This window comes from Chryseobacterium sp. BIGb0232 (genome assembly GCF_024810195.1).
GTDB classification, from domain to species: domain Bacteria; phylum Bacteroidota; class Bacteroidia; order Flavobacteriales; family Weeksellaceae; genus Chryseobacterium; species Chryseobacterium pennae.
The window spans coordinates 279,099-302,218 of sequence record NZ_JANUEH010000004.1 but is presented as its reverse complement, the minus strand read 5'-3'; the positions used below and the strand labels follow the sequence as shown (position 1 = coordinate 302,218).

At 35.7% G+C, this 23,120-nt stretch carries 20 protein-coding genes; 6 read left to right on the top strand and 14 right to left on the bottom strand.

From position 1 onward, the window contains the following. Positions 1-48 precede the first annotated feature (48 nt). The 4 genes from M2372_RS12875 to M2372_RS12860 form a co-directional block, all read right to left on the bottom strand. A complete protein-coding gene (locus M2372_RS12875) occupies positions 49-396 on the bottom strand; it encodes a DUF1801 domain-containing protein (RefSeq protein WP_123320440.1) in 348 nt (115 codons plus the stop codon). A 22-nt stretch (positions 397-418) separates the two neighbouring features. After that, entirely contained in the window at positions 419-2,257 is a 1,839-nt protein-coding gene (locus M2372_RS12870; RefSeq protein ID WP_115968164.1) for an ABC transporter ATP-binding protein, read from the bottom strand. Between the two features lie 236 nt (positions 2,258-2,493). Next, complete coding sequence (locus M2372_RS12865; protein WP_123320441.1) at positions 2,494-3,417, bottom strand: M28 family peptidase; 924 nt, start codon at positions 3,415-3,417, stop codon at positions 2,494-2,496. Positions 3,418-3,573: 156 nt separating this feature from the next. Continuing rightward, positions 3,574-3,963 (bottom strand): DUF4293 family protein, encoded by a 390-nt coding sequence (locus M2372_RS12860; protein WP_115968160.1) that lies wholly within the window; start codon positions 3,961-3,963, stop codon positions 3,574-3,576. A gap of 143 nt (positions 3,964-4,106) precedes the next feature. On the opposite strand from M2372_RS12860, the gene rho reads away from it, so the two are divergent. Then, entirely contained in the window at positions 4,107-5,957 is a 1,851-nt protein-coding gene (gene rho, locus M2372_RS12855; protein ID WP_123320442.1) for a transcription termination factor Rho, read from the top strand. Between the two features lie 199 nt (positions 5,958-6,156). After that, on the top strand, positions 6,157-6,753 hold the full coding sequence (locus tag M2372_RS12850) for a superoxide dismutase (protein ID WP_123320443.1): 597 nt from the start codon (positions 6,157-6,159) through the stop codon (positions 6,751-6,753). A 69-nt stretch (positions 6,754-6,822) separates the two neighbouring features. Here the strand turns inward: M2372_RS12850 and M2372_RS12845 are convergent, their stop codons facing one another. The 3 genes from M2372_RS12845 to M2372_RS12835 all read right to left on the bottom strand — a co-directional run bounded on the left by M2372_RS12845 (position 6,823) and on the right by M2372_RS12835 (position 10,324). Further along, positions 6,823-8,322, bottom strand: a complete 1,500-nt coding sequence (locus M2372_RS12845; RefSeq protein WP_123320444.1) for a T9SS type A sorting domain-containing protein — start codon at positions 8,320-8,322, stop codon at positions 6,823-6,825. Positions 8,323-8,652: 330 nt separating this feature from the next. Beyond that, complete coding sequence (locus M2372_RS12840) at positions 8,653-9,075, bottom strand: DUF6146 family protein (RefSeq protein WP_123320445.1); 423 nt, start codon at positions 9,073-9,075, stop codon at positions 8,653-8,655. Positions 9,076-9,124: 49 nt separating this feature from the next. Continuing rightward, positions 9,125-10,324 (bottom strand): endonuclease, encoded by a 1,200-nt coding sequence (locus tag M2372_RS12835; RefSeq protein WP_123320446.1) that lies wholly within the window; start codon positions 10,322-10,324, stop codon positions 9,125-9,127. A gap of 413 nt (positions 10,325-10,737) precedes the next feature. Between M2372_RS12835 and M2372_RS12830 the strand changes: the two genes are divergently transcribed. Then, the gene (locus tag M2372_RS12830) at positions 10,738-13,473 is read left to right on the top strand and encodes a TonB-dependent receptor (RefSeq protein ID WP_123320447.1); all 2,736 of its coding nucleotides are present in this window, start codon (positions 10,738-10,740) and stop codon (positions 13,471-13,473) included. 11 nt (positions 13,474-13,484) lie between these two features. After that, entirely contained in the window at positions 13,485-15,698 is a 2,214-nt protein-coding gene (locus tag M2372_RS12825) for a DUF5689 domain-containing protein (RefSeq protein ID WP_123320448.1), read from the top strand. A 443-nt stretch (positions 15,699-16,141) separates the two neighbouring features. Here the strand turns inward: M2372_RS12825 and M2372_RS12820 are convergent, their stop codons facing one another. The 5 genes from M2372_RS12820 to M2372_RS12800 form a co-directional block, all read right to left on the bottom strand. Continuing rightward, a complete protein-coding gene (locus tag M2372_RS12820) occupies positions 16,142-16,612 on the bottom strand; it encodes a DUF6702 family protein (protein WP_228438434.1) in 471 nt (156 codons plus the stop codon). Positions 16,613-16,670: 58 nt separating this feature from the next. Next, positions 16,671-17,408, bottom strand: coding sequence for a TIGR00730 family Rossman fold protein (locus M2372_RS12815; RefSeq protein WP_115968641.1), 738 nt, complete (start codon positions 17,406-17,408; stop codon positions 16,671-16,673). Between the two features lie 24 nt (positions 17,409-17,432). Next, on the bottom strand, positions 17,433-18,146 hold the full coding sequence (locus M2372_RS12810; protein WP_115968146.1) for a nucleotidyltransferase family protein: 714 nt from the start codon (positions 18,144-18,146) through the stop codon (positions 17,433-17,435). Positions 18,147-18,256: 110 nt separating this feature from the next. Then, complete coding sequence (locus tag M2372_RS12805; protein ID WP_123320449.1) at positions 18,257-18,664, bottom strand: RNase adapter RapZ; 408 nt, start codon at positions 18,662-18,664, stop codon at positions 18,257-18,259. A 78-nt stretch (positions 18,665-18,742) separates the two neighbouring features. Next, entirely contained in the window at positions 18,743-19,768 is a 1,026-nt protein-coding gene (locus M2372_RS12800) for an aminoglycoside phosphotransferase family protein (protein WP_123320450.1), read from the bottom strand. A 260-nt stretch (positions 19,769-20,028) separates the two neighbouring features. On the opposite strand from M2372_RS12800, the gene xrtF reads away from it, so the two are divergent. Then, entirely contained in the window at positions 20,029-20,559 is a 531-nt protein-coding gene (gene xrtF / locus M2372_RS12795) for an exosortase family protein XrtF (RefSeq protein WP_115968141.1), read from the top strand. Continuing rightward, a complete protein-coding gene (locus M2372_RS12790) occupies positions 20,546-20,977 on the top strand; it encodes an exosortase F system-associated membrane protein (protein ID WP_123320451.1) in 432 nt (143 codons plus the stop codon). Before xrtF ends, M2372_RS12790 begins: the two co-directional genes overlap by 14 nt. Positions 20,978-21,057: 80 nt before the next feature. Here the strand turns inward: M2372_RS12790 and M2372_RS12785 are convergent, their stop codons facing one another. Both M2372_RS12785 and M2372_RS12780 read right to left on the bottom strand, forming a co-directional pair. Further along, complete coding sequence (locus M2372_RS12785) at positions 21,058-22,056, bottom strand: cation diffusion facilitator family transporter (RefSeq protein ID WP_123320452.1); 999 nt, start codon at positions 22,054-22,056, stop codon at positions 21,058-21,060. 57 nt (positions 22,057-22,113) lie between these two features. Further along, positions 22,114-23,106 carry an aspartate-semialdehyde dehydrogenase gene (locus tag M2372_RS12780; protein WP_115968136.1) on the bottom strand — a complete coding sequence of 331 codons (993 nt, stop codon included), beginning with the start codon at positions 23,104-23,106 and terminating at the stop codon, positions 22,114-22,116. Positions 23,107-23,120 lie beyond the last annotated feature (14 nt).

Genomic DNA, 23,120 nt, shown 5'->3' with positions numbered 1-23,120 from the left:
AAGATTTTTTAAAGATGACTTCGGTACGAATATTCGTGCCGGAGTTTTTTATTTAATATAAGTTTTGATCTCTTCCAGAAGGCCTAATATAAATTCAACGGGTAAATCCTGTTCCACGTCAATTAAAAGGATTTTAAACTTCTTTCTCCCGTCCTGTGTCAGTTCGGGATAATCTAACTTATCACCGTGATAAAAACTTAGGTAATGCTTTTTGTATTTTTTGCTGTAATAGAAATAGCACAGCATTTTCTTTTTGTATTTGATAAACGGAAGGCCAAAGCTGAAAGTTTCTGTAATATTTTCAGGATCTGATGCCAGGATGGTTTCCCGTAAAAAAAGAAGAGTACTTCTTTCAGGCTCTTCGATTCTGTAGAAATACTCTTGTATTGGGTTCATTTTAAAATTAATTTAGAAACGTTTAGTCAAAATTCTGGAGTTCAACAAGTTTGTTATACATTCCTTTTTTGGCGATAAGATCGTGGTGAGTTCCCTGTTCTACGATGGTTCCTCTTTCCATCACTACAATCCAGTCTGCTTTTTGAATTGTCGAAAGACGGTGAGCAATCACAAGAGAGGTTCTGTTTTCCATCATTTTCTCCAGAGCATCCTGTACAAATCTTTCAGATTCCGTATCCAGTGCTGAAGTAGCTTCATCCAGGATCATGATCGGTGGATTTTTCAAGACAGCTCTTGCGATGGAAACCCTTTGTTTCTGACCTCCGGAAAGCTTGTTTCCATCGTCTCCGATATTGGTATCATATCCATCAGATAAGCCTGTAATGAAAGCATCTGCATTTGCGATTTTAGCTGCTTCAATGATCTCTTCTCGGGTAGCGTCAGGTTTACCCATCAGAATATTGTTGTAAACAGAATCATTGAACAATACAGATTCCTGCGTTACCATTCCCAGAAGCTGGCGGTATTCCTGTAGTTTTAAATGTTTAATATTGACACCGTCAACCAGAATTTCTCCTTCAGAAACATCATAGAATCTTGCTAAAAGGTTGGCGATAGTTGTTTTTCCACTTCCACTCTGTCCAACCAATGCAACAGTTTTCCCTTTAGGAATTGTTAAATCAAAGTTTTTAAGAATCAGATTGGCTTTATCATAGTAGAATCCAATATTTTTGAATTCAATATTGCTGTTAAGGGTTGAGATGGAAACCGGTTCTGCAATTTCCTCGATTTTTACATCTGCATCCAGAATTTCCAATACTCTTTTCAGAGAAGCTTCTCCTTTTTGTACATTAGAAATAGAGGATGATAGGCTCTTTGCCGGAGGTAGGATCTGGAAGAACATTCCAAGGAATACAAGGAAATCAGCCGGTGAGATGCTTTGTTCTACAATAATCTGTTTTCCTCCATACCAGGCAATGATCAGAAAGGTAATGGAACCTAAAAATTCGCTCATTGGCGATGCAAGCTCTTTCTTTTTACCTAAGCTGATAGAACTGGAGATCCATTTGTTCATTGATTTCATGAAACGGTTATCCATGATCTTTTCCGCATTAAAAATCTTAATAACCTTTGATGATTTTAAAGTTTCGTCTACAATAGAAAAGATCGTACCCAATTCATGCTGCGCTTCGTGAGAATCTTTTTTAAGACTTTTCCCGATCAGTGCAATCATGGTTCCCATTACAGGAAGTACGAGAAGAGAGAAAAGAGTCATTTCCGGACTCAGAAAGAATAAGGTAACCAATGTACTGATCAGCATGAAAGGAGCATTGATAAGTTCTATTAAACTTCCCAAAATATTCCCTTCAACATCGCCTACGTCATTAGACATACGGGACATCATATCTCCCTTTCTGCTCTCTGTAAAGAATGAAACCGGTAAAGAAAGAATCTTTCTGTACATCGCACCACGAAGGTCTTTGGTAACTCCTACACGGTAATTGATCAACAGTAAAGACCCAAAATATCGGAATGCATTTCTTAACAAGAACATAAATGCAGTGATCACACATAGCCAGGCAAGAACAGTAAGGGCACCATGGGTACTTACTAAAGACTGAACATAATAGTTTGAATATTCTTTTATATAAGTGAAAAAATCTGTGATGTCACCGGAATAAACAGGGGGAGTTTCATATTTTTCAGGCTTTATTGTACCAAACAACATTCCTAAAACCGGTAAAATAGTTCCTAAGGAAGCAATCTGAAATAAAGAATACAGAATATTGAAAAATAAACTTCCGTAGATATATTTTTGATGGGGCCTCGCGAACCTCAGTATTTTTTTATACTCATTCATTCAATGAAAAATTTGGATAGCAAAATTACGTAAAATTAGAAGATAAGACGTTCTTAATCCTGTTTTACTTTAAATGATAAGTTTCAAAATTGATGTTTTTGTTACAATGCCTTGAAATAAAGTAAGTAAGAATTAAAAAAGGGGGGTGGATATTGTAGGATGATAAGGGGGATTCTGCTTTCCGGTAAAATAAAAATAAAACCGCCTGGATGGCGGTTTTTTTATGGAAGTATGAATTAATTAAAACTTACTTTATCGTTATATTTCGGAGCAAAGTTTTTTGGATTTAACTGATCCAGTGTTTTTCCAAAATTATTGATGATCCGGGTCATATTATCAACATCAACAATACTGATGTCATCGTTTACATGATGGTAATGAGTTGCCTTAGTCATATCAACAGTTGAAAATGAATGGGCAATAATTTTCTTTTTTACAAAGCTGACATTATCTGAACGATAAAAAAGCTGTTGTTTTGCGTAAGGATCAGCATTGATTTTTAACCCGTTCACTGCATGCTTATTGAATAATTCATCAAGATCTGAGAAACCATCTCCTGTCATATATAACGCATTTTTTCCCCATTGAGATTCTGTAGCAACCATTTCAAAATTGAATAGAGCAGCCATATTACTGTAAATCTTATCAAGATTTTTATCCTCAGAGATAGCCTGAGATCCCAGCATTCCTTTTTCTTCTCCATTAAAGGCAATGAAAACCATTGAAAATTCCGGCTTTTTATTTTTGAAATAATCAGCGATGCCTACCAATGTTGTAATTCCGCTGGCGTCATCATCAGCTCCATTATAAATATTGTCTCCACTTTTATCGTTGGTTCCGATATGATCAAAATGTCCTGAGAAACCAAGATTTTTATCAGATTTACCTTTCTTTATACCACAAACATTATAGGCTGTTTTGCCGTTATAATCAAAAGGGATAAGGTATGAGTTTCCTGTGCAGTATTCAAGATTGTTTTCCTTGAAAAGTGTAGCAATATAATTAGCAGCATTATCATTTTCAGGGGTTCCGATCTCTCGCCCTTTCATTTCATCGGATGCCAGAGTGGAAATGACGGTTTTTACTCTTTCTTTAGAAACTTCCTGTGCAAAAGCAGATATAGAGAATAGTGATAAAGTAAGATAAGTTAGCTTTTTCATAGTCTTTAATTAAAAGTTAAAAGATCTGTCGTCTTTTTGATCAAAATGTTGCATGGAAGTTACATAAATTAATTGATCCGGGCAGGTAGTAGGGATGTACAAATAAAAAACAGCTCCTGAAAAGGAACTGTTCTCACTCAAAAAATCGTTGTAAGGTTACCGAAGTCTGTCTACAGATTTCACGAGCCTCTCATCTTTACGGATGTATACATTTGCTATAAGCAGACATATTACCGCAATTAATGGGAAAATCGGCTCAATACCCTTCTCAGGAAAATTAATTCCTCCGGATAAGCTTAGCAGCCAGTACGCCAATACACCAATCAACAAAGCGTTTATAATGATGCTGATGGTATTCAGCAAAATTTGTCTTTTTCTGTTTTTAAAACTGAAGATACTTAATGATCCAGTGATGACAAGGATTATACATCCTATATTAAGTACAGGGATACTGTCGGAAATCACAACATCCTGTCCCGTTATAAAAAGGAAAACAGCAGCGAAGACTGCTAATAAAGTCCATATAGTTTGTATTCTCTGTAGCATTGAATATTAAATTCTTGGCAAAAATAACATAAATTTTGCACAATTCAAAAATAAGTGTAGATTTGCATTATACAATGTACTTGAAAACCAAAGTCACCGGACTTACTTTTCTTACTCACAATTAATTACATTTTTACATAAATATGTTTAACATAGAAACGTTAAGGTCAAAATCCGTAACGGAACTGACTAAAATCTTAAAGGATTTGGGCGTTAAAGTTGCAAGAAATAGCAATGATAATGATAAGATCTTTGCAATTCTTGACTTTCAGGCTTCTAATCCTAAAGTATCAAAAGATTATTTCAACGCCACGGAAACCAGCGCCAATACTGAAGAAGCTCCCGCAGAAAAACCTGTAAAGGCTCCGGTAAAAAAAGCTGCTCCAAAGAAAGCCCCAGCAAAACCAAGGGCAAATGCGAAAGCACCGGCAGAACCAATAGTAGAGGAAAAAGTAGAAGAAAAAACGCCGGTCGCTGAAGAAGTAAAAACAGAAGAGCCTATAGCTGAAGCAGTAGAAGCAACAGTAAATGAAGAATCATCTGCAGCTAATTCAGCTAAGAAAAAAAGAAAAAGAGTTTCTACCAATACAGGAAATACAGAAACTTCCCAGGAGAAAACAGAAGCTCCTAAAAATACAGAATCTCAAGAGCCTGCCCAGGCAGAAGAAAAGCCTAACAATACGCCTCCTCAGCAACCACAGGCTAACAGACCTCAAAAAGGACACAACCATCCACAGAACAGTGGAAACCAACATAAAAACCAAAACCAAAACCAGCACCAGCATCAAAACCAGCACCAAAACCAACACCAAAATCAGAATCAAAACAGACATTCTGAAAAGGCAGAGGAGCAGCATGACCATAAAAAAGAATTCAGTTTCGATGGAATGGTAAGCATTGAAGGGGTGTTGGAAATTTTACCTGATAACTACGGATTTTTACGTTCATCAGACTTTAGCTATATCTCTTCTCCTGATGATGTGTATGTTTCTACAGCGCAAATCAGAAATTATGGGTTGAAAACGGGAGATACCGTTAAAGGAATTGTAAGACTTCCAAAAGAAGGTGAAAAATATTTTTCATTATTAAAACCTACAGAAGTAAACGGACGTGATCTTGCATTTATTAAGGATCGTGTTGCATTTGAATATCTTACACCGCTTTTCCCTGAAGAGAAATTCAATCTTGCAGGAAGTGATTCTACGATTTCGACAAGAATAGTAGATTTATTTGCACCCATTGGTAAGGGACAGAGAGCAATGATCGTTGCACAGCCTAAAACAGGTAAGACGATGTTGCTTAAAGATATTGCCAATTCTATCGCTGCGAACCACCCTGAGGTATACATGATGGTCCTTCTGATTGATGAACGTCCGGAAGAGGTTACTGATATGGAAAGAAGCGTAAATGCAGAAGTTATTGCTTCTACATTTGATGAAGCTGCTGAAAAGCATGTGAAAGTAGCTAACCTTGTTCTTGCCAAAGCACAAAGAATGGTTGAGTGCGGACATGATGTTGTAATCTTACTGGATTCAATTACGAGATTAGCAAGAGCATACAATACTGTAACTCCGGCATCTGGTAAAGTTCTTTCTGGTGGGGTAGATGCTAACGCTCTTCACAAGCCGAAAAGATTCTTTGGAGCAGCAAGAAAAATTGAAGGTGGTGGTTCTTTAACTATCATAGCCACTGCGCTTATTGATACCGGTTCAAAAATGGATGAAGTGATCTTTGAAGAATTCAAAGGTACCGGTAATATGGAACTTCAGCTGGACAGAAAAATTGCTAACAGAAGAATTTATCCTGCTATTGACTTAATTTCTTCAAGTACCCGTAGAGATGATCTTCTTCTGGATGAAGTAACTTCTCAGAGAATGTGGATTTTTAGAAAGTATCTTTCTGAAATGAATCCTGTGGAAGCAATGGAATTTGTAAATAAAAACATCAAAGGAACTCTTAATAATGAAGAATTCCTGATGTCTATGAATAAATAAATTTAATATTGTTAAATAGAAAGCACGGGTCCTCAGGATTCGTGCTTTTTAGTTTAATACTTGTAATTTTAAAAAAAATAAAATTTAATTCATTCTAAATCAATATATCAATGTTAAAGATTTATTAAAGTAATCCCCAATCTTTGATAGTACCTTAAATATTGGCTAATTTTGAAGTATAACATTAAAAATAAAGATTATGTCATTTGAATTACCAAAATTAGGATATGCATATGATGCATTAGAACCTACGATCGATGCAAAAACTATGGAAATCCACTATACGAAACATCACCAGGCGTATATTGACAATTTAAATAAAGCAATAGAAGGAACTGATTTAGCAGGGAAAACTATTGAAGAGATCTGCCAGACAGGAACTGATAAACCGGCAGTAAGAAATAATGGAGGTGGACATTTCAACCACTCTTTATTCTGGGAAATTTTAACTCCTGGCGGAAGCAATGAGCCTGTAGGGAATGTAAAAGCTGCTATCGAAAATTACGGTGGTCTTGAAAAATTCAAAACTGATTTTTCTGAAGCTGCTAAAACAAGATTCGGTTCAGGATGGGCTTGGTTAGTAAAAAATGCTGATGGTTCTGTATCTGTTTCTTCTACACCAAACCAAGATAACCCGTTAATGCCTGTTGCAGACGTTAAAGGAACTCCGGTTTTAGGATTAGACGTTTGGGAGCACGCTTATTATTTAAACTACCAGAACAGAAGACCTGACTATATTTCTGCATTCTTCTCTGTAGTAAACTGGGATAAGGTAGAAGAATTATTCAACAAATAATTTTCAGCTATTATAAAAATAAAAGGTTCAGAATTTTCTGAACCTTTTTTAGTTTGATAAATTTAAAATTTATCTTTTTATTATTTTCTGTGTGAACACTTCGTTACCTGAATTTACTTTTACAATATAGGTATTGGATGGTAATGAATGAATATCAACAGCTATTTCTTTTTCGTTAGTGAATGACTTTTCAAAAACAATCTTACCATTGATGTCATTAATTTCCAGGGCTCCTGAGCGTACTTTGTCGAGCGATACGATAAATATTCCATTATTGGGGTTCGGTGACACCTGAATGTTCTTCGGTCTGCTATTTTCCTTCTGCTTAGCTTTTGTGTGGTTAGGATCTGCATTAAGATCGATGCGGTAATCCTTATCTTTTGGTCTTGCAAACTTAGCTGCAGGATTGGAAATAGTTGTGTTTGCCCGCAAATTCTCACAGTACATAAAATCGTAAGGAGAAGTAATACTGTTTTCAGCATGAATTCCATCATTATTACCGCCAAGAGAATAAACAAGCTCAATAATGAATTTGTATTGTCCTGAAGGCGGATTGGTAAGATCTGCCTGATTTACTGTAAATTCAAACTCATTGGGGTTAGGGAAATTAACTGTTGCAGATGTTGGATAAACTGCACTTGTTGCTATATCTAACAGGGATAGCTGAAAGTTGACGATGTTAGCTCCTTGTGGAATTGCATAGTTTCCATTGATATGTAACGGAAAGCTTACTGGGATTTTACAGGAACGAGCTTGATAGGTGAAATCAACATAAGCTGTATTCATTTTGCAGATGTCATTACTTAATGAAGATATTTCAGTATTCGTTAAAGTAAAATTTGTCTTATTCAGATAAAATCTAGGAAGTAGATTATGATCCGGATCATCATTGTACTGTTCAATATTTCCGGTATATGAACCTCCACGGCTGGCAATGTTGGCTGCAGCTTCTATGTATGGTGCATAATCATTTACATGTACCACGATGAATTTTGCATTTCTGTCCATTTTAAACTTTGTAAAGGCTGAAAAAGCATTGTCCTCATGCAGTCCGTTGGGAGGATTGAAGTTGACCAAATAAGAACCATTGCTAAAGCTGCCGTTGGCTCTTTCTGCATCAGAAAATAAGATGATCACTAATGGTCTCTCACGGTGCCTATCCAATGATTTCTGTTGACTTACAATATCAGGATGTGGATAATGGTCAAGGGCTGCTCCTATTAAGCTAACTGCATCATGAAAATGGTCACCATTTCCTAATCTTCTTGAGAATGTTTGAGCAGTTGCCAGATCATTGGTAAAATTAGATTCTATATAAATTCTAGGGACAGAAGGGCTCATTCCGGGGAAATCTGTTCCATAGTGTACTACAGAAACCCGATTGTCCCGGTTGCATTTTAAAATCTGTTCCATGAGTTTTCTTGTGGAAACAGTCATTTGATTGAAGGCTACGTCACTTATAGAACCACTGTTGTCCAGGCAAAAAATGATATCACTTCCTGTTTGTGAGTAGAATGGTGTCCATGATAGTAGAATTGAAAATAAGATAAGTTTACATATATTTTTCATAATTCACAGATTTTAAATGTTGTTAAAAAATGAATTGATGTAAAACTCTGTCCGGTGTTGGGGCTCCTGAAGTTGAGAAAACGGGGGCATGGCTAGAAAGCACGCCGTAAGCGATAGGTTTTTCATGGTCTTAAATTTTGTTTATGGTTGTTATTCACTGAAAATCAAAATTCAGTGATATACAAATATATTAAAACTTAAGTATAATTTTATTTAATATTAAATAATTAAAGTATTTATTTTCGCATTTAATCTATTAAAAATTATTTAATTCTATTTTAATTGTTTTATTGTGAAATTTTTTCTAAAACATTACTAATGTGTAGTAAATTATCTTCTGATTTCACTTCCGGATAAACCGGTCATTCTTAATCCATACTTCCAGTTTACATACGCAAATACCTGATACAGCTTATATTCGAATTTTATTCCGTAATTCTCTCTGGGATTATAATCTATTCCGGATTCTATGATGTTTCTATATTGTCCGGTGCTGTAATAGCTATTCCATTCATTCACGAGAAATGTATTTTTTGTCTTCAGAAAAGATTCTGAATATTGGCTGATTGGCTTTGCTATAGCATTGAGGAAATAATCAAACTCAGTGTCAATAACGGTAAGGTCCCATTCTCCATCGTCGTTTTTAGACGGTTTCATTTCATGCTGTGCTTTATCTTTTTTTGAGCTGTTTTGTTGTGAAAGGCAGCCGAATGAGATAAAGGCAATACAGAATATTAAAACAATATTTTTCATGACTTTTAAGGATATAAAAAAAGCACTCCAATAAGGGTGCCTTTTTGTATTATTTTTTAATATATTCTTTCTGAACTATGGAAACCGCTGGGAAGTGGTCACTGTATCCGCCTGTGAACCTATCTCCATCCCAGGAACGTAAAGGATATCCTTTCCACTGTCCTTCTTTGTTTACCAGGTAAGCCGGTGCATAGATCTCAGCTTTAAATATGGTATAAGTAGGAGTGATTTTTTCAGGAGAATAAAGATTTCTCGAAACAATGATCTGGTCAAATAAGTTTGGAGCATCTCTGTAAGCAAGAGAAGCTACCCCTGCCTTATATAATTTATACATTAAGTTATAGTAAGGAGTTTTGTCAGATAATTCACTTGGATCACCTACAGCTGCCAAATGTTTTTTCAAACTTGGGCTTACCGGGTCATCATTATAATCACCCATTGAGAATAATTTGATACCAGGATTTTCTGCGGTTACTTTATCCATTTCCTCTTTTAGTACAGTAGCTGCTGTATTTCTTTTAGCAAGAGAAATTGCCTCACCACCTCTTCTGGAAGGCCAGTGATTCATGAAAAGTCCTACTTTTTCACCATCCAATAATCCAATAGCAATTACAATATCTCTGGTGTATTCTCTTTTTCCGTTTTCATCATAGATTTTAATTTCTTTCTTATAAGAATCCAAAACAGAGAATCTTCCTTTCTGATAAATAATGGCTACATCAATTCCTCTTGAATCATAAGAGTTGAAATGCACAATCCCATAATTGCTTTTTGCTAAAGCAGGTTGCTTGATAAGGTCTTCAATCACCTGTCTGTTTTCTACCTCAATCAATCCTACGATGGCAGGGTTGTCATTTGTATATTGTCTTCCAAGCTCTGAAATTACCTTAGCTTCATTGGCTAATTTCTGATTGTAGTATTTTGATCCCCATCTTTTTGGGCTGTTGGCAGTAAAATCTTCAGATAAGAACTGTTTTCTGATCACTTTTTTCCCAATCAAAAGATCATCACTCCATTCACCTTTATAATCTTCTGTTGTTTCAAGATATTTAAGTGAATCTACAGGCACACTTCTGTGAAACTTAGGATTGGAACGGGGTAATGTTCCATCAATATAATCTGCAGAAGGAATAGTGTCCCAAAGGTTTTCTACATTCAGGAATGCGACAGCTGCTCTCTTTACCTGTCTCTGTTGTGAGAACGCAGAACCAAAGCAAAACAGGGCGGCAATGATTAAATATTTTTTCATATTCTTAGTATATTCAAAAAATTGAGGGGTAAAATTACTAATTTTATATAAGAATAAAGATTAAAATGATCTGAGTTTAATTTAACAAAAGGTTAAACTTACTATAAAAACATCTGAAATAAACCTATTACAGGGTGTTATTTGATAGTTCAGGAAGTTATTTGTCATTTATATAATGTTAAAAAATGAACGTTTTATTGAGGATTAAAAATAGTAAGCTCATAATGTTGGTGACTTTTCTTAAAACCTATAGCTGTTTTTTGTGATTGATTAAAATTGGAGCATATTTTTAGGATAATTACAGTGCGTTAAGAAAAATTAATAGAATAAATAACTAAAAATGTTTGAGTTAATGAAAATAGTCCTAAATTTGTTGCCCCTTAAATAAAGAAGGAGTTAAAAATAAGTTTATTATGATTAAAAAACTATCCCTAATCTCTTTGTTTACTTTAATGCCTGCCTCTTTTTATTTTGCACAAACTACTGTTTTTGCGTATGTTAAAGATCAGGATGGTAAGCCTATAGAGAAAGCAGAAGTAGATCTAGCACAGTCCACCGGCGACACATCTGTGGATAAAATTGGATACTTCCAGTTTGTGGATTTAAAACCTGGCCACTATCTAATCACAGTGACAAAACCAAACTTTGAGTCTAAGATCTTAGAGTTTGATGTAGCTGCAGATGAGAAGAGAAAAGATTTAGGTGTTATTACACTTAATTACAACTTAGGATCAGATGCAGGAGTAATAGTTATTGATGACTCTGCAAATGATACCGAAGATGGAGGCTCATCAATGCAGCCTACTGTAGGACTTTTAAGCTCAGGAAGAGATGCTTTCCAGAATGTTTCCGCTTTTGAACTGGGTGCTTACTGGTTCAGACCAAGAGGGGTAGACAACAGATTTGAGGATGTTCTTTTTAATGGTGTTTCCATGTCTAAAAATGATGATGGAAAAGTAGACTTTAATAACTGGGGAGGTCTTAATGATGTAACGAGATATCCTTATGAAAATGTAGATAACATCACCCCTTCAGAGTATACTTTTGGTAATTTGGGAGGTGCTGTTTATTATAATACAAGAGCATCCAGCTATAGAAAACAAACTTCATTAGCGTATTCATTTACCAACAGAAGCTACTTACACAGAGCCATTGCTACTTATTCTTCCGGTCTTTCTAAAAGCGGTTGGGCATTTACGTTCTCAGCAAGTAGAAGATGGGGAGACAGAGCAATTCTGGATGGAGTGTATCAGGATGCTTATGCTTATTTTGCTTCTATTGAGAAGAAATTCAGCGATAGACACTCTCTTAATTTAACGGCTTTTGGTTCTCCTACTTATAGAGCTTCCAATGCTCCAAATACTCAGGAGGTTTATGACCTTATGGGGAAAAATTATAACTCATACTGGGGATGGCAGGATGGAGAAAAGAGAAACTCCAGAATCAGAAACGTGTATGAGCCGGTATTCATGTTAACAGATTACTTAAAAATAGGTAAAAACTCTAACTGGACCAATACGGTTTCCTATCAGTTCGGTAGCGATGCGAGAAGTAGATTAGACTGGTTCCACGCTGCAGATCCAAACCCTACATACTACAGAAAATTACCAAGCTACGGTCTCTTGACTGCTGATGAATTCAGACAGCAATCTCAGATCGACTGGAATTATCTATATAATACGAACCGTATTAACAAGTTCGAAATGGATGGAATAACTTCCAGAGGAGCTTCTTATACCTTGATCGATGACGTTAACAAAGACAAAACTTTCAACTTTTCATCACACTTTGACACAAAGCTGAAAGATAACTGGAAGTTGAATGTTAATTTTAACTATCAGAATTTAAAGTCAGATAACTTCAGAAGAATTAATGATTTATTAGGAGCAGATTATGCGAATAATCTTAATCCTTTCAACAATGATGTAAGATACAATCTTGATGACACGAATACTCGAGTAAGAGTGGGAGACAGAACTCAATATTCTTACCAGTTGACCAGAAATCATTATTCATTGAATGTTTCTACTGAAATTGATTTCAAAAAATGGAATGTAGTAGCTTCCATATTTGCTTCGCAATCTGAATCTTACAGAAATGGAGATTATAGAAGTGGAATTGCTCAGTTTACCAATAACTCCAAAGGAAAAAGTGCTGTCTATAATGCTTTAGATGCGGGTATTAAAGGTAAAATTACCTATAAGATCAACGGTAAAAACTTTATCGTATATAACGGAGCATTCTTTAGCTTAGCTCCTACACTTAATGAGATCTATATCAACCCTAGGGTTTCAGATTTCCTGACTCCGGGTGTTAAGAATCAGATCATCAACTCAAATGATATCAGCTATATCATGAGAGGTCAGATCTTGAAATTAAGACTATCAGGATATTATACTACAATCAGCAACTCTACTGAATTAGCAAGATATTATGCGGCTGTTTCTACAGACTCAGGATCATATAATACATTGATTAATGAGGCAATGAGTGGTGCTGATAAGAGATATATGGGAGCTGAATTAGGGTTCGATGTGAAAATTACACCTACCATTAATGCGATAGGGGTAGCAAGTGTTGGCGAATACAAATTTACAAACACTCCACAGGTCTATTCAGTAGATGATCTTAATGGTTTCAGAAGCTATGGTGCTGCAAACATTAAAGATTACAAAGTGGCCGGTACTCCTCAGAAAGCATTCTCTTTCGGGTTAAAATACAATTCACCTAAATACTGGTGGGTAGGAGCCTCTGCTAACTATCTGATGGATCAGTATCTTGATTTCTCTGCGCTTAACAAAACGGCTGCAATGTACACGATTCCGGATTCCGGAGGTATTATTTATGATGGGGCAACACCAGAAGTTATCCAGCAGCTTACTGCTCAGAAGAAATTTGATGACCAATTTATGCTGAACGCTAATGCCGGTAAATCTTTCCAATTTGGAAAATACAGAGTTGGGGTAAGTATTTCTGTGAATAACATCTTAAATAACAGAAACTATGTAACAGGTGGGTTTGAGCAGGGTAGAGCTGCTAACTTTACAGATGCACTTGCTGAGTCTCAAAGAGCAACTCCTTATTTCGGACCAAAACTTTGGTATGACAGAGGAAGAACGTTCTTTACTAATGTTTATCTAAGATTCTAATAACGACTACAATGAAAAAATATAATTCAATTTTAAAATATATGTTTATCGCAGCAGCTTCTCTATGGATTACCGTAGGATGTGTGCATGATGATAAATATGATGAGCCTAATCTGGATGGATATCAGTGTGTTGCGGATTTTCAGGCTAATATGACGTTAAGCGACCTTAAAAAGAAGTTTACTGTAAATAACCCTACCGGAGCTGCTTATGTTTTCCCTGCAGATAAACCTAATGATCCAAGTGATGATTTGTATATTGAGGGATATGTTTCTTCTACAGATGAAACCGGGAATATCTATAAAACAATCTATATTCAGGATGCATTGGAAAATCCTACTCATGGGTTCACCATCAGTGTAGATATGGTAAGTTCTTATACAAGATTTCCTCAGGGATCTAAAATATATGTAAAAGTTAACGGTCTTGCAGTAGGTACCTACGGAGGAGTTGTTCAGCTGGGAGTAAAAACAGGAGCAGAATCAGCAATAAACGGAGTTTCCAGAATTCCTGAGAAATTAGCTCCAAAAGTAATTTCAAGATCTTGTACCACAAGAGGTAACATTAAGCCATTGGTAATCTCAATAGCAGATCTTAAAAGTAAAGAAGATCTAATTGGTTGTTTAGTTGAGCTGAATAATGTAGAATTTGATGCTAAAGCTTTATGTTCAAACTTTGCCCCTAATGGTCAGACAGTAGATAAAGTAATCGGTCAGAATTGGGACAACGTAGCCAAAGTTTACAAAAATACTGCCGTTGTAAGAAACAGTGGGTATTCTTCTTTTGCAAATCAATATATTCCTGCTGGAAAAGGAAATTTCAAAGGAATCTTCAGTAAATTTCAATCAGGTTCTAATACGACTTACCAATTCTATATCAATAAAGTAAGTGACCTTGATATGGAAGGAGGACCATTAGGCCCGGATGGGAAAGATAAGCACTTCCCACGTCAGGATGATATTCAGGAAAATCCTTGTAGATTCAGCAATGCAAATCTTACGGCTAAAACGGTGGCAGACATCAAGCAGCTTGCAGGTGGATTAGCTCCAAACGGATTGGTACAGATTACAGGTAATTTCTATGTGAAAGCTCAGGTTACTGCTAATGATGAAGCAGGAAACTTATTCAAATATCTATACGTAGAAGATGCAACAGGAGGAATTAAGATCAATATCAATAAAACGGATCTATTCCAGGATGCTAGATTTAAAGTAGGTAAAGATCTGTTCATTAAATTAAATGGGCTATACATCAGAAACGTAGCTGGTGAACTGCAGTTAGGTTCTAATGATGCAACTCCTGCTATCGGATACAGAATGAAAGAAGAAGATGTATACAAATATTTATACGATTCCAATGAACCTGCAAGAGCGGTTGTTGCTTCTGAAAGATCAATTTCTCAGTTAACGACTGCAGATGTAGGAAGATGGATCAAAATTAAAGATCTTGAATTCATTAACGGAGATCTGGGAAAAACATACGCTGATGGTACTGCTCTTTCTAACAGAACTTTAGAAGATTGCTCAGGAAAGACAATTACTTTAAGAACCAGCGGAAGAGGTATCTTTGCAGGAAAGGCTGCAAGTACAATTGAAGTTGCAGGTGGTAAAGGAGATGTATATGCTATTTTAAGTGTATTCAACGGGACTTACCAATTGTGGTTTACTAAGCTTCCTGATCTTCAGTTAACAAATCCTAGATGTGACGGAAGTATTTATACTCCACTTCCGGTTCTTTATAAGGATGATTTCGCTTCCGGTGGATTCAGTACAGACTGGACAACTGTAAACAAAGAAGGACCAAATCAATTCTGGGGAACTTCTAACCAAGGAAACGGAACAAACTACTATGCAATGATGAACGGTAATGCAGGAGGTGCAGGTAATAATTTTGTTAACGAAGACTGGTTGATCTCTAAAGCAGTTAGCTTAGTTGGAAAATCTAAAGCAGTAGTAACCTTTACTACAGACGTAAGATATGCAGGAAACGCAATACAGGTATTTGCTACAGATAACTATACAGGAGATGTAACAACTACAAACTGGACAACACTTCCGGCAATTCTGGATACCAATACCAATGCATTCGGAGATTGGATAAGTTCAGGAAATGTAGACTTAAGTGCTTTCTTAGGTAAAAATGTAAGAATCGCATTCAAATATACTTCTACAACATCTGCTGCTTCAACATGGGAAGTAGATGATTTCAAAATCAAAGGACAATAATTATTGTTTTTATAAATTGAAAACCGGCTCGGAAGAGCCGGTTTTTTTATGTTATGGTGAAAGGCGTCCCTATTGTTTTCCTGATTTCTTACATGATTAGCAATGAGTATCTCAACAGTATATTCTAATGAAAATATGATGTACAAAACTATAGGAAAGGTCATTGTAAGGGAGAATTTACGCTAGGAGGAGATGCCCTTGTTTCTTATAGCTCTACTGATATTAGGAATGGGCATATAATGCCACGTCGATTTGAGGTATATGTTTGGGTCAGATATTATATTGAGCAAAAATATGATGCCTATCCTTAAGGCTGGCTTTTGGAAAAAAAATCTTTTTCAATATGATGATATTGAATATGAATTAAGAATGTGTATGTATTGAGTAGATAATAACAAAAAACCACCGCAACAGCAGTGGTTTTATATTATAAGTTGTTTCATTTAAAAGGAAACTTCATTCACTTCTTTTCCTCTTTGAAAATTCATCATTTTCTGGCTGCCTTTATAAGCAACGCTGACCAGGTTAATCTGCTTAGGAAAAGCGCTTAAAAGAATCGTATTTTTAATCTTTAGGGTAGTGATATCAGAAACCCCTCCGGTTTCAAAATACACCCATACAGTTTCTCCGCTTATCTGACTTCCGGTGAAAGTAATTGTTTTGGGAGCACCATTGACAAATACATCAAAATTATTGTTCACATATTTTTTCACTTCTGCTTCAAATCCTGCTGTGTTGGGATTGATTTTAATGGCATCAGAGATATGGCTTGTATTCATTTTTGTGGTAAACTTCAATGTCTTGCTTCCATCAATATAATCCACTTTGGTCATTGAAGAGAAAAAGTCTACATACATAAAACTCATTAACACAAAAAATGTTAAAATTCCTGATATATATAAAAGTTTTTTCATCTTAATTAATAGATTTACAATCATTCTTGCTAGTTATAGTTCACAAATAATATGCCAATTAAAAATTTACATTCACAGAATACTTATCATAAAAAGCTTTAATGTGTGCTACTGCCTCATCAGCAGTGTCTACCACACGATAAAGATCAAGATCATCTTCTGCAATCATTCCTTCTTTTAATAAGGTTGCCTTAAACCAGTCTAATAATCCACCCCAGAATTCAGTCCCCACCAATACGATGGGAAATTTACCGATTTTATTGGTTTGAATCAAAGTCATCGCTTCAGTAAGTTCATCCAATGTTCCGAAACCTCCCGGCATTACTACAAAGCCTTGGGAGTATTTTACAAACATTACTTTTCTCACGAAAAAGTAATCGAAGTTCATAGAATAGGATTTATTGATATAAGGATTGAAATGCTGTTCAAAAGGAAGATCGATATTAAGCCCGATGGATTTTCCTTTAGCATTAAAAGCTCCTTTATTTCCTGCCTCCATGATTCCCGGACCACCACCGGTAATAATTCCGAAACCTAGTTTTGTAATTTTCTCAGCAATTTCCACGGCCATGTCATAGTATTTATTTTCCGGCTTCAGACGTGCTGAACCAAATATAGATACACATGGGCCTATTTTTGCCAGTTTTTCATAGCCATCTACAAATTCTGCCATGATCTTGAAGACCATCCAGCTGTCCTTCGTGATCGTTTCATCCCATGTTTTTTGTCTGAAACTATTGTGAAGCTTTGTCTCGTTGCTATCTAATTCCGGGTTTACTAGACTTTCATCCCTCATTCCATCAATTTCCATTTGCAAAAATTATTTAAAATGTTTTTCAGCCTCTATTACAGATTCTGGTCTTCCAACATCTATAAGAATGCTGTCATGCAGAAAACCATGTATATGCTCAGTCTGCATCAGATCCAGATATTCTTCCATAACGGAGAATTTACCTTTTCTTTTTATTTTTTCAAAGATGACAGGATTGATACAATGAACCCCACTGAAGGCAAGAGCTTTAAACCCTTTATTGAATTCAGCAAGTCTCTGTTCACCTGTTTGTACATTCAGCCAACCTCTTAATACCAAATCATCATTGAAAAGGAGTTTTCTTGAACTTTCACGATCCGAAACCGCTAAAGTAGCAAAATCTTTTATTTTTTTATGATACTCTACCAATTCATTAATATTGATCTCAGTTAAAATATCAGCATTTAAAATTAAAAAATCTTCTCCATGATCAAGAAATCTTCTGGCAAAAATCAAGCCGCCCCCGGTTTCCAACAATTCGTTGGTTTCGTCGGAGATTTCAATGTTACAGCCGAAGTTATCATTTTTATTTAAAAAATCAACAATCTGATCCCCAAAATGATGAATATTAATAACAAAATCTGTTATTCCGAAGCTTTTCAGATAATTGATATTTCTTTCCAAAAGAGGGATACCATTCACCTTAGCCAGAGCTTTAGGATGGTGATCTGTAAACGGCTTAAGCCTGGTGCCTTTTCCGGCAGCGAAAATAAGAGCCTTCATTTTTTATAATTGATAAATGATAATAGATGAATGATAATGTTTCTGTGTGTTAATAAATGAAAGTTAAAATTAAAGGATTAATTGATCATTTATCAATGATCGCTTATCATTTATTGATTTAGTTGTGGTTGTTCATCGTGATGAATGGTTATCACGGTTCCGTTGGGATATTTTTCTTTGATGAATTCAGCGATTTTTATAGCAGAGTATACGGATCTGTGCTGTCCGCCAGTACATCCGAAGTTGATCTGAAGATTTTCAAAACCTCTTGCCAGATAATCATCAATATTAATAGATACGAGAGATTTTATCAGTTCTAAGAACTTAGGCATTTCAGTTTTAGTTTCAAGATACTCCTGAACACCGATATCATTTCCCGTTTGGATTTTATATTCTTCAATTCTTCCGGGATTTAAAATTCCTCTGCAGTCAAAGGCAAAACCGCCTCCGTTTCCTGATTGATCTGTTGGAATTCCTCCTTTCTTGTACGAAAAACTGTGGATGTCTATGTGTAGCATTTTCTTCTTTATTTTATTATTTGGACTAGAACCACTAAGATATTTATAATCTTAATTTTCTTAAAGCTTTAAAGTAGCTTACTGGTTCAAATTTAATATTTCTTTAATCTTCTGTTCTGTTTTACCAGAGGTCAATTGTTCAATGACTTTATTAAGTTCAGGATAATTTTTCATGTCTTCCCAGGAAGCCGCAAATTGTGTGATGTTTTGGATTCCTTTTTCAAGACTTGTCATAAAGTGTTGTTTCCTCTGAATTAAGCCTCTGAAGCCATACGCTCCCAGAACCTGAAGAAATCTCATCATCTGAATTGGTTTAACCGATTCTTTTAGTTGATCTTGAGTTTTTTGATCTTCAAACAGCTGGATGTAAAAATTCAGCATTTCATTTTTAAAGTCTTCAGGGAAATCAGCTTTAGCCTGAAAAAGGAATGAAATAACATCATACATCAAAGGACCTTTCATTGCCGATTGGTAATCGATAAAAGAAACTTCATCTTTTTCATTTACCATGATATTCCTTGCCTGAAAATCCCGGATCATAATGCCTTTGGGTTCCAGGTTTTCCACCAATGCTGATATCTTTTTAAATTCTTTCAGTAAAGTAGATTTATTATATTCCAGTTCCAGAACATCAGCTACAAAATTTTTAAAATAATAAAGATCATGAACAATAGGAAGTTCATCGTAGCTTTCATATTCAAATGTGTTGGAGAAATCAATGATCTCCTGAGTCTGAATCTGTAGTGTAAAAAGTTTTTTCAGAGTTTGCTGTACCAAAGCCTTTACCCGAACTGATAAATGCTCTTCTGTAATGATCTCCGATAAGGTCTGTTTTCCTAAAAACTCCTGTACATACATTTTCCTGTCCTCTGAAATAGCGAGAATAGAAGGAGTGTTAAGGTGAAGTTCAGAAAAAACGCTGGAATAGTACAGAAAACTTTCATTTTCCGGGATATTCTCATTGTAGGTGATAATGTATTGGTCAGTATCGGTTATGGCCAGAAAGTTGACCCTCGCAGAACCGCTTTGAGCTAAGGTGATGAATTCAGTGGATTTTTTACCGAGATGGGTTTCAAAAAATCGATTGGCGTTGTCAGAAGTCATAATAATATGGAAACAAATATACTAATTTAACACGAATAGTGTTAGGCTGGAAGAGGGAAGCTGGAAGAGGGGAGAATTAAGCATGAAAATATATGATGAGGCTTATTTTTGTAAGCTTTATCTGAAAGGTTTCGGGTAATTTTTCTTTGATTTATCACTGGGTAGTTGTTTTAAGCTTCCTATATCCGGTTTTTAATGGTATGTTTTAACTTTCTTGTTTCTCCTTCAGGTTATTACAGCCTAATTTTTATCTTTGTAATATGTTAAAGGACTTTAAGCCGGTGCTAGGAATTCTACTGCGCTTCATCATTATTTATCTGGTATTGCTTGTTGCGTATCAATTTTATCTCAATGCGGGTAAGGATTCCGGTTTGGATCCTTTTTCAGAAATTATTGCCGACCAGGCGAGTGCGGTACAAAATGTTTTAGGTTATCCTTCCCAATTGTACAATGATGTGAAGAATGAGCAGGTCTGGTTTTATGTAAAGAAGCAATATGTAACAAGAATGGTGGAAGGCTGTAATGCTATTTCTGTCATGATCCTCTTTGTATCCTTTGTTTTTGCTTTTTATAAAGGAGCTAAAACATTTGTTTTTGTGCTGACGGGGCTGGTTTTACTTTATATTATCAATCTTTTACGGATTGTAGGATTAAATATTGTGATGGCAGAACACAAAGAATATGGTAAAATGTTCCATGATTTTGTTTTCCCGGCAGCGATTTATGGTAGTGTGGTTTTACTTTGGTTAATCTGGATTAAATTCTTTGCTTTAAAACATGAAAATTCTTAGTTGGCTTCTGGTTATTTCAGGCATCTGTGGCTTGATAGGAGTGAGGGTAATGGAAGATAAAATATTTTATGATCCGTTTCTGGATTACTTCCATGAGGCCAATAAAAATATTGCATTTCCTGCATTTGAATGGGGGAAATTAGTGGGAGGCTATCTTTTTAGATTTGCTCTTAATCTGTTTTTCTCATGCCTGATTATTCAGGGCTTATTTAAAAATAAACAATGGACTATACAGGGTGCTTTGATGATTCTTATCATTTTTCTGATAACCTTTCCTATTTATCTGTATTGTATTCAGAACAGATTTGAAATTGGGTATCTTTTTTCTTTTTATATGAGAAGATTTGTGATTCAGCCCTTAATTATACTGCTGATTGTTCCGGTGTTTTACTATAGAAAACAAATGGATCGTAAATAAAGAAGGCTGAGTAAGCAAATAAGGATAAGTAATACCCTTATATTTTTGCTTTCTCAGCCTTTTTAAATTTTATATATTTTCTAGTCTACAGTGTGTTTATCTACACGGGTTACATTGTCTGCGGTCCATTCCACTCTTTTTACAAAATCTTTTTGGCGAACAGGGCAGTTTGTAATCTGGCATACCGGGCATGAAATAGGCTTACAGTCATCCATGTGAAAATTAAATTCGATGTTTCTTTTGATGTTCTTAGCCAAAAGAATAATGACTTTTTCCATTTCATTGTGAGCATCACGAAGGTCATAATACCAGGGTAGGGTAATATGGGCATCAATATGAAGCGAGGCTCCAAACTGTTGGATTTTCATATTGTGTATATCAATCCATTCTGTATGCCTGTTTGCTTCAAGGATTCTGATTACCTGATGCAGTATTTCCGGATCCTGTTCGTCCATAATACCGCTTAATGATTTCCGGACAATTTTATAGCCTACAAATATGATATAAAGTCCAAATATCAAAGCAACAACAGAATCCAGCCAATAAATTCTGGTAAAGTAAACAATAATTAAACTGGCTACTACTCCAAGGGTTGTGATGGTATCTGATTGCAGGTGTTTTCCGGAAGAAATAAGAACCAATGAATTTTCTTTTTGCCCTTTCTTTATAGAAATATATCCCAGAAGATAGTTGATAACAGCTGTTGCGGCAATGATCCAGATTCCTAAGTCAATTTTGCTCAGGGTTTTTCCTACGATAAGGCTGGATATGCCTTCATAGATGATCATAAGTCCTGCAATGGCAATCAACGCGCCTTCAATACCAGAGGTGACGAATTCAACCTTTCCGTGGCCATAAGGATGGTCTTCATCTTTAGGTTTTGCGGCAAGGTGAAGTGAATATAATCCCATAAATGCACTGATGACATTTACAATACTCTCCATGGCGTCAGAGAATACTGCATCGGAATTGGTAAGCTTCCAGGCAATGATCTTTCCAACGAAGAGGATAACTCCAAAAGTGGCAATGATCTTTTGGAATCCTATTTTTTCTTTGTGGGTATTCTTCGGGGTATTCATACTATGTTTGATAAAAAAAAGAATCTCAATTCTGAGACTCTTTTTTATTTTGTTAGTTTATACTAAGTTGTTTGCTACAAGGTATTCTGCGATTTGTACAGCGTTGGTTGCTGCTCCTTTCCTCAGGTTGTCTGCTACGATCCAAAGGTTGAGCGTTTTCGGCTGTGAGAGATCCCGTCTTATCCTTCCTACGAAGACTTCATCTTTTCCTTCTGAGTATAAAGGCATCGGGTAGTGGTTGTTTTTCACATCATCCATTACGATTACTCCAGGTGTTTCAGATAAGATCTTTCTTACTTCATCCAGCTCAAATTCGTTTTCGAATTCAATGTTTACACTTTCTGAGTGACCTCCCTGAACCGGAACTCTTACGGCTGTTGCAGTTAAATTGAATGTATCATCGCCAAGGATTTTCTTAGGCTCCTTCATCAATTTAATTTCTTCTTTAGTATAATCATCATCAGCAAATACATCACAATGAGGCAATGCATTCTTGAAAATCTGATATGGGTATACTTTTGCAGCAGATTCATCACCGCTGATTTCACCGTTTAACTGATCAACCGCTGCTTTACCTGTTCCTGTTACGGATTGGTAAGTAGAAACAACGACTCTTTTTAAATCATATTTTTTGTTCAAAGGTCCTAAAACCATTACCAACTGAATGGTAGAACAATTTGGATTTGCAATGATCTTGTCTTCTTTAGTCAGTACATCTGCGTTAATTTCAGGAACGACTAATTTTTTATCAGGATCCATTCTCCATGCTGAAGAGTTGTCAATAACTGTTACTCCAGCTTCTGCAAATAAAGGGGCAAACTCAAGAGAAGTAGAACCTCCAGCAGAAAAGATAGCAATATCCGGTTTGGCAGCTATAGCGTCCTTCATGCTTACAATCGTAAATTCCTTCTGTTTATACTTCACCTTTTTACCTACAGATTTTTCGGAAGCTACCGGAATTAATTCTGTTACAGGGAAGTTCCTTTCTTCCAAAACTTTAAGCATAACTTGTCCAACCATTCCTGTTGAACCTACTACAGCTACTTTCATTGATTTAATTAAAA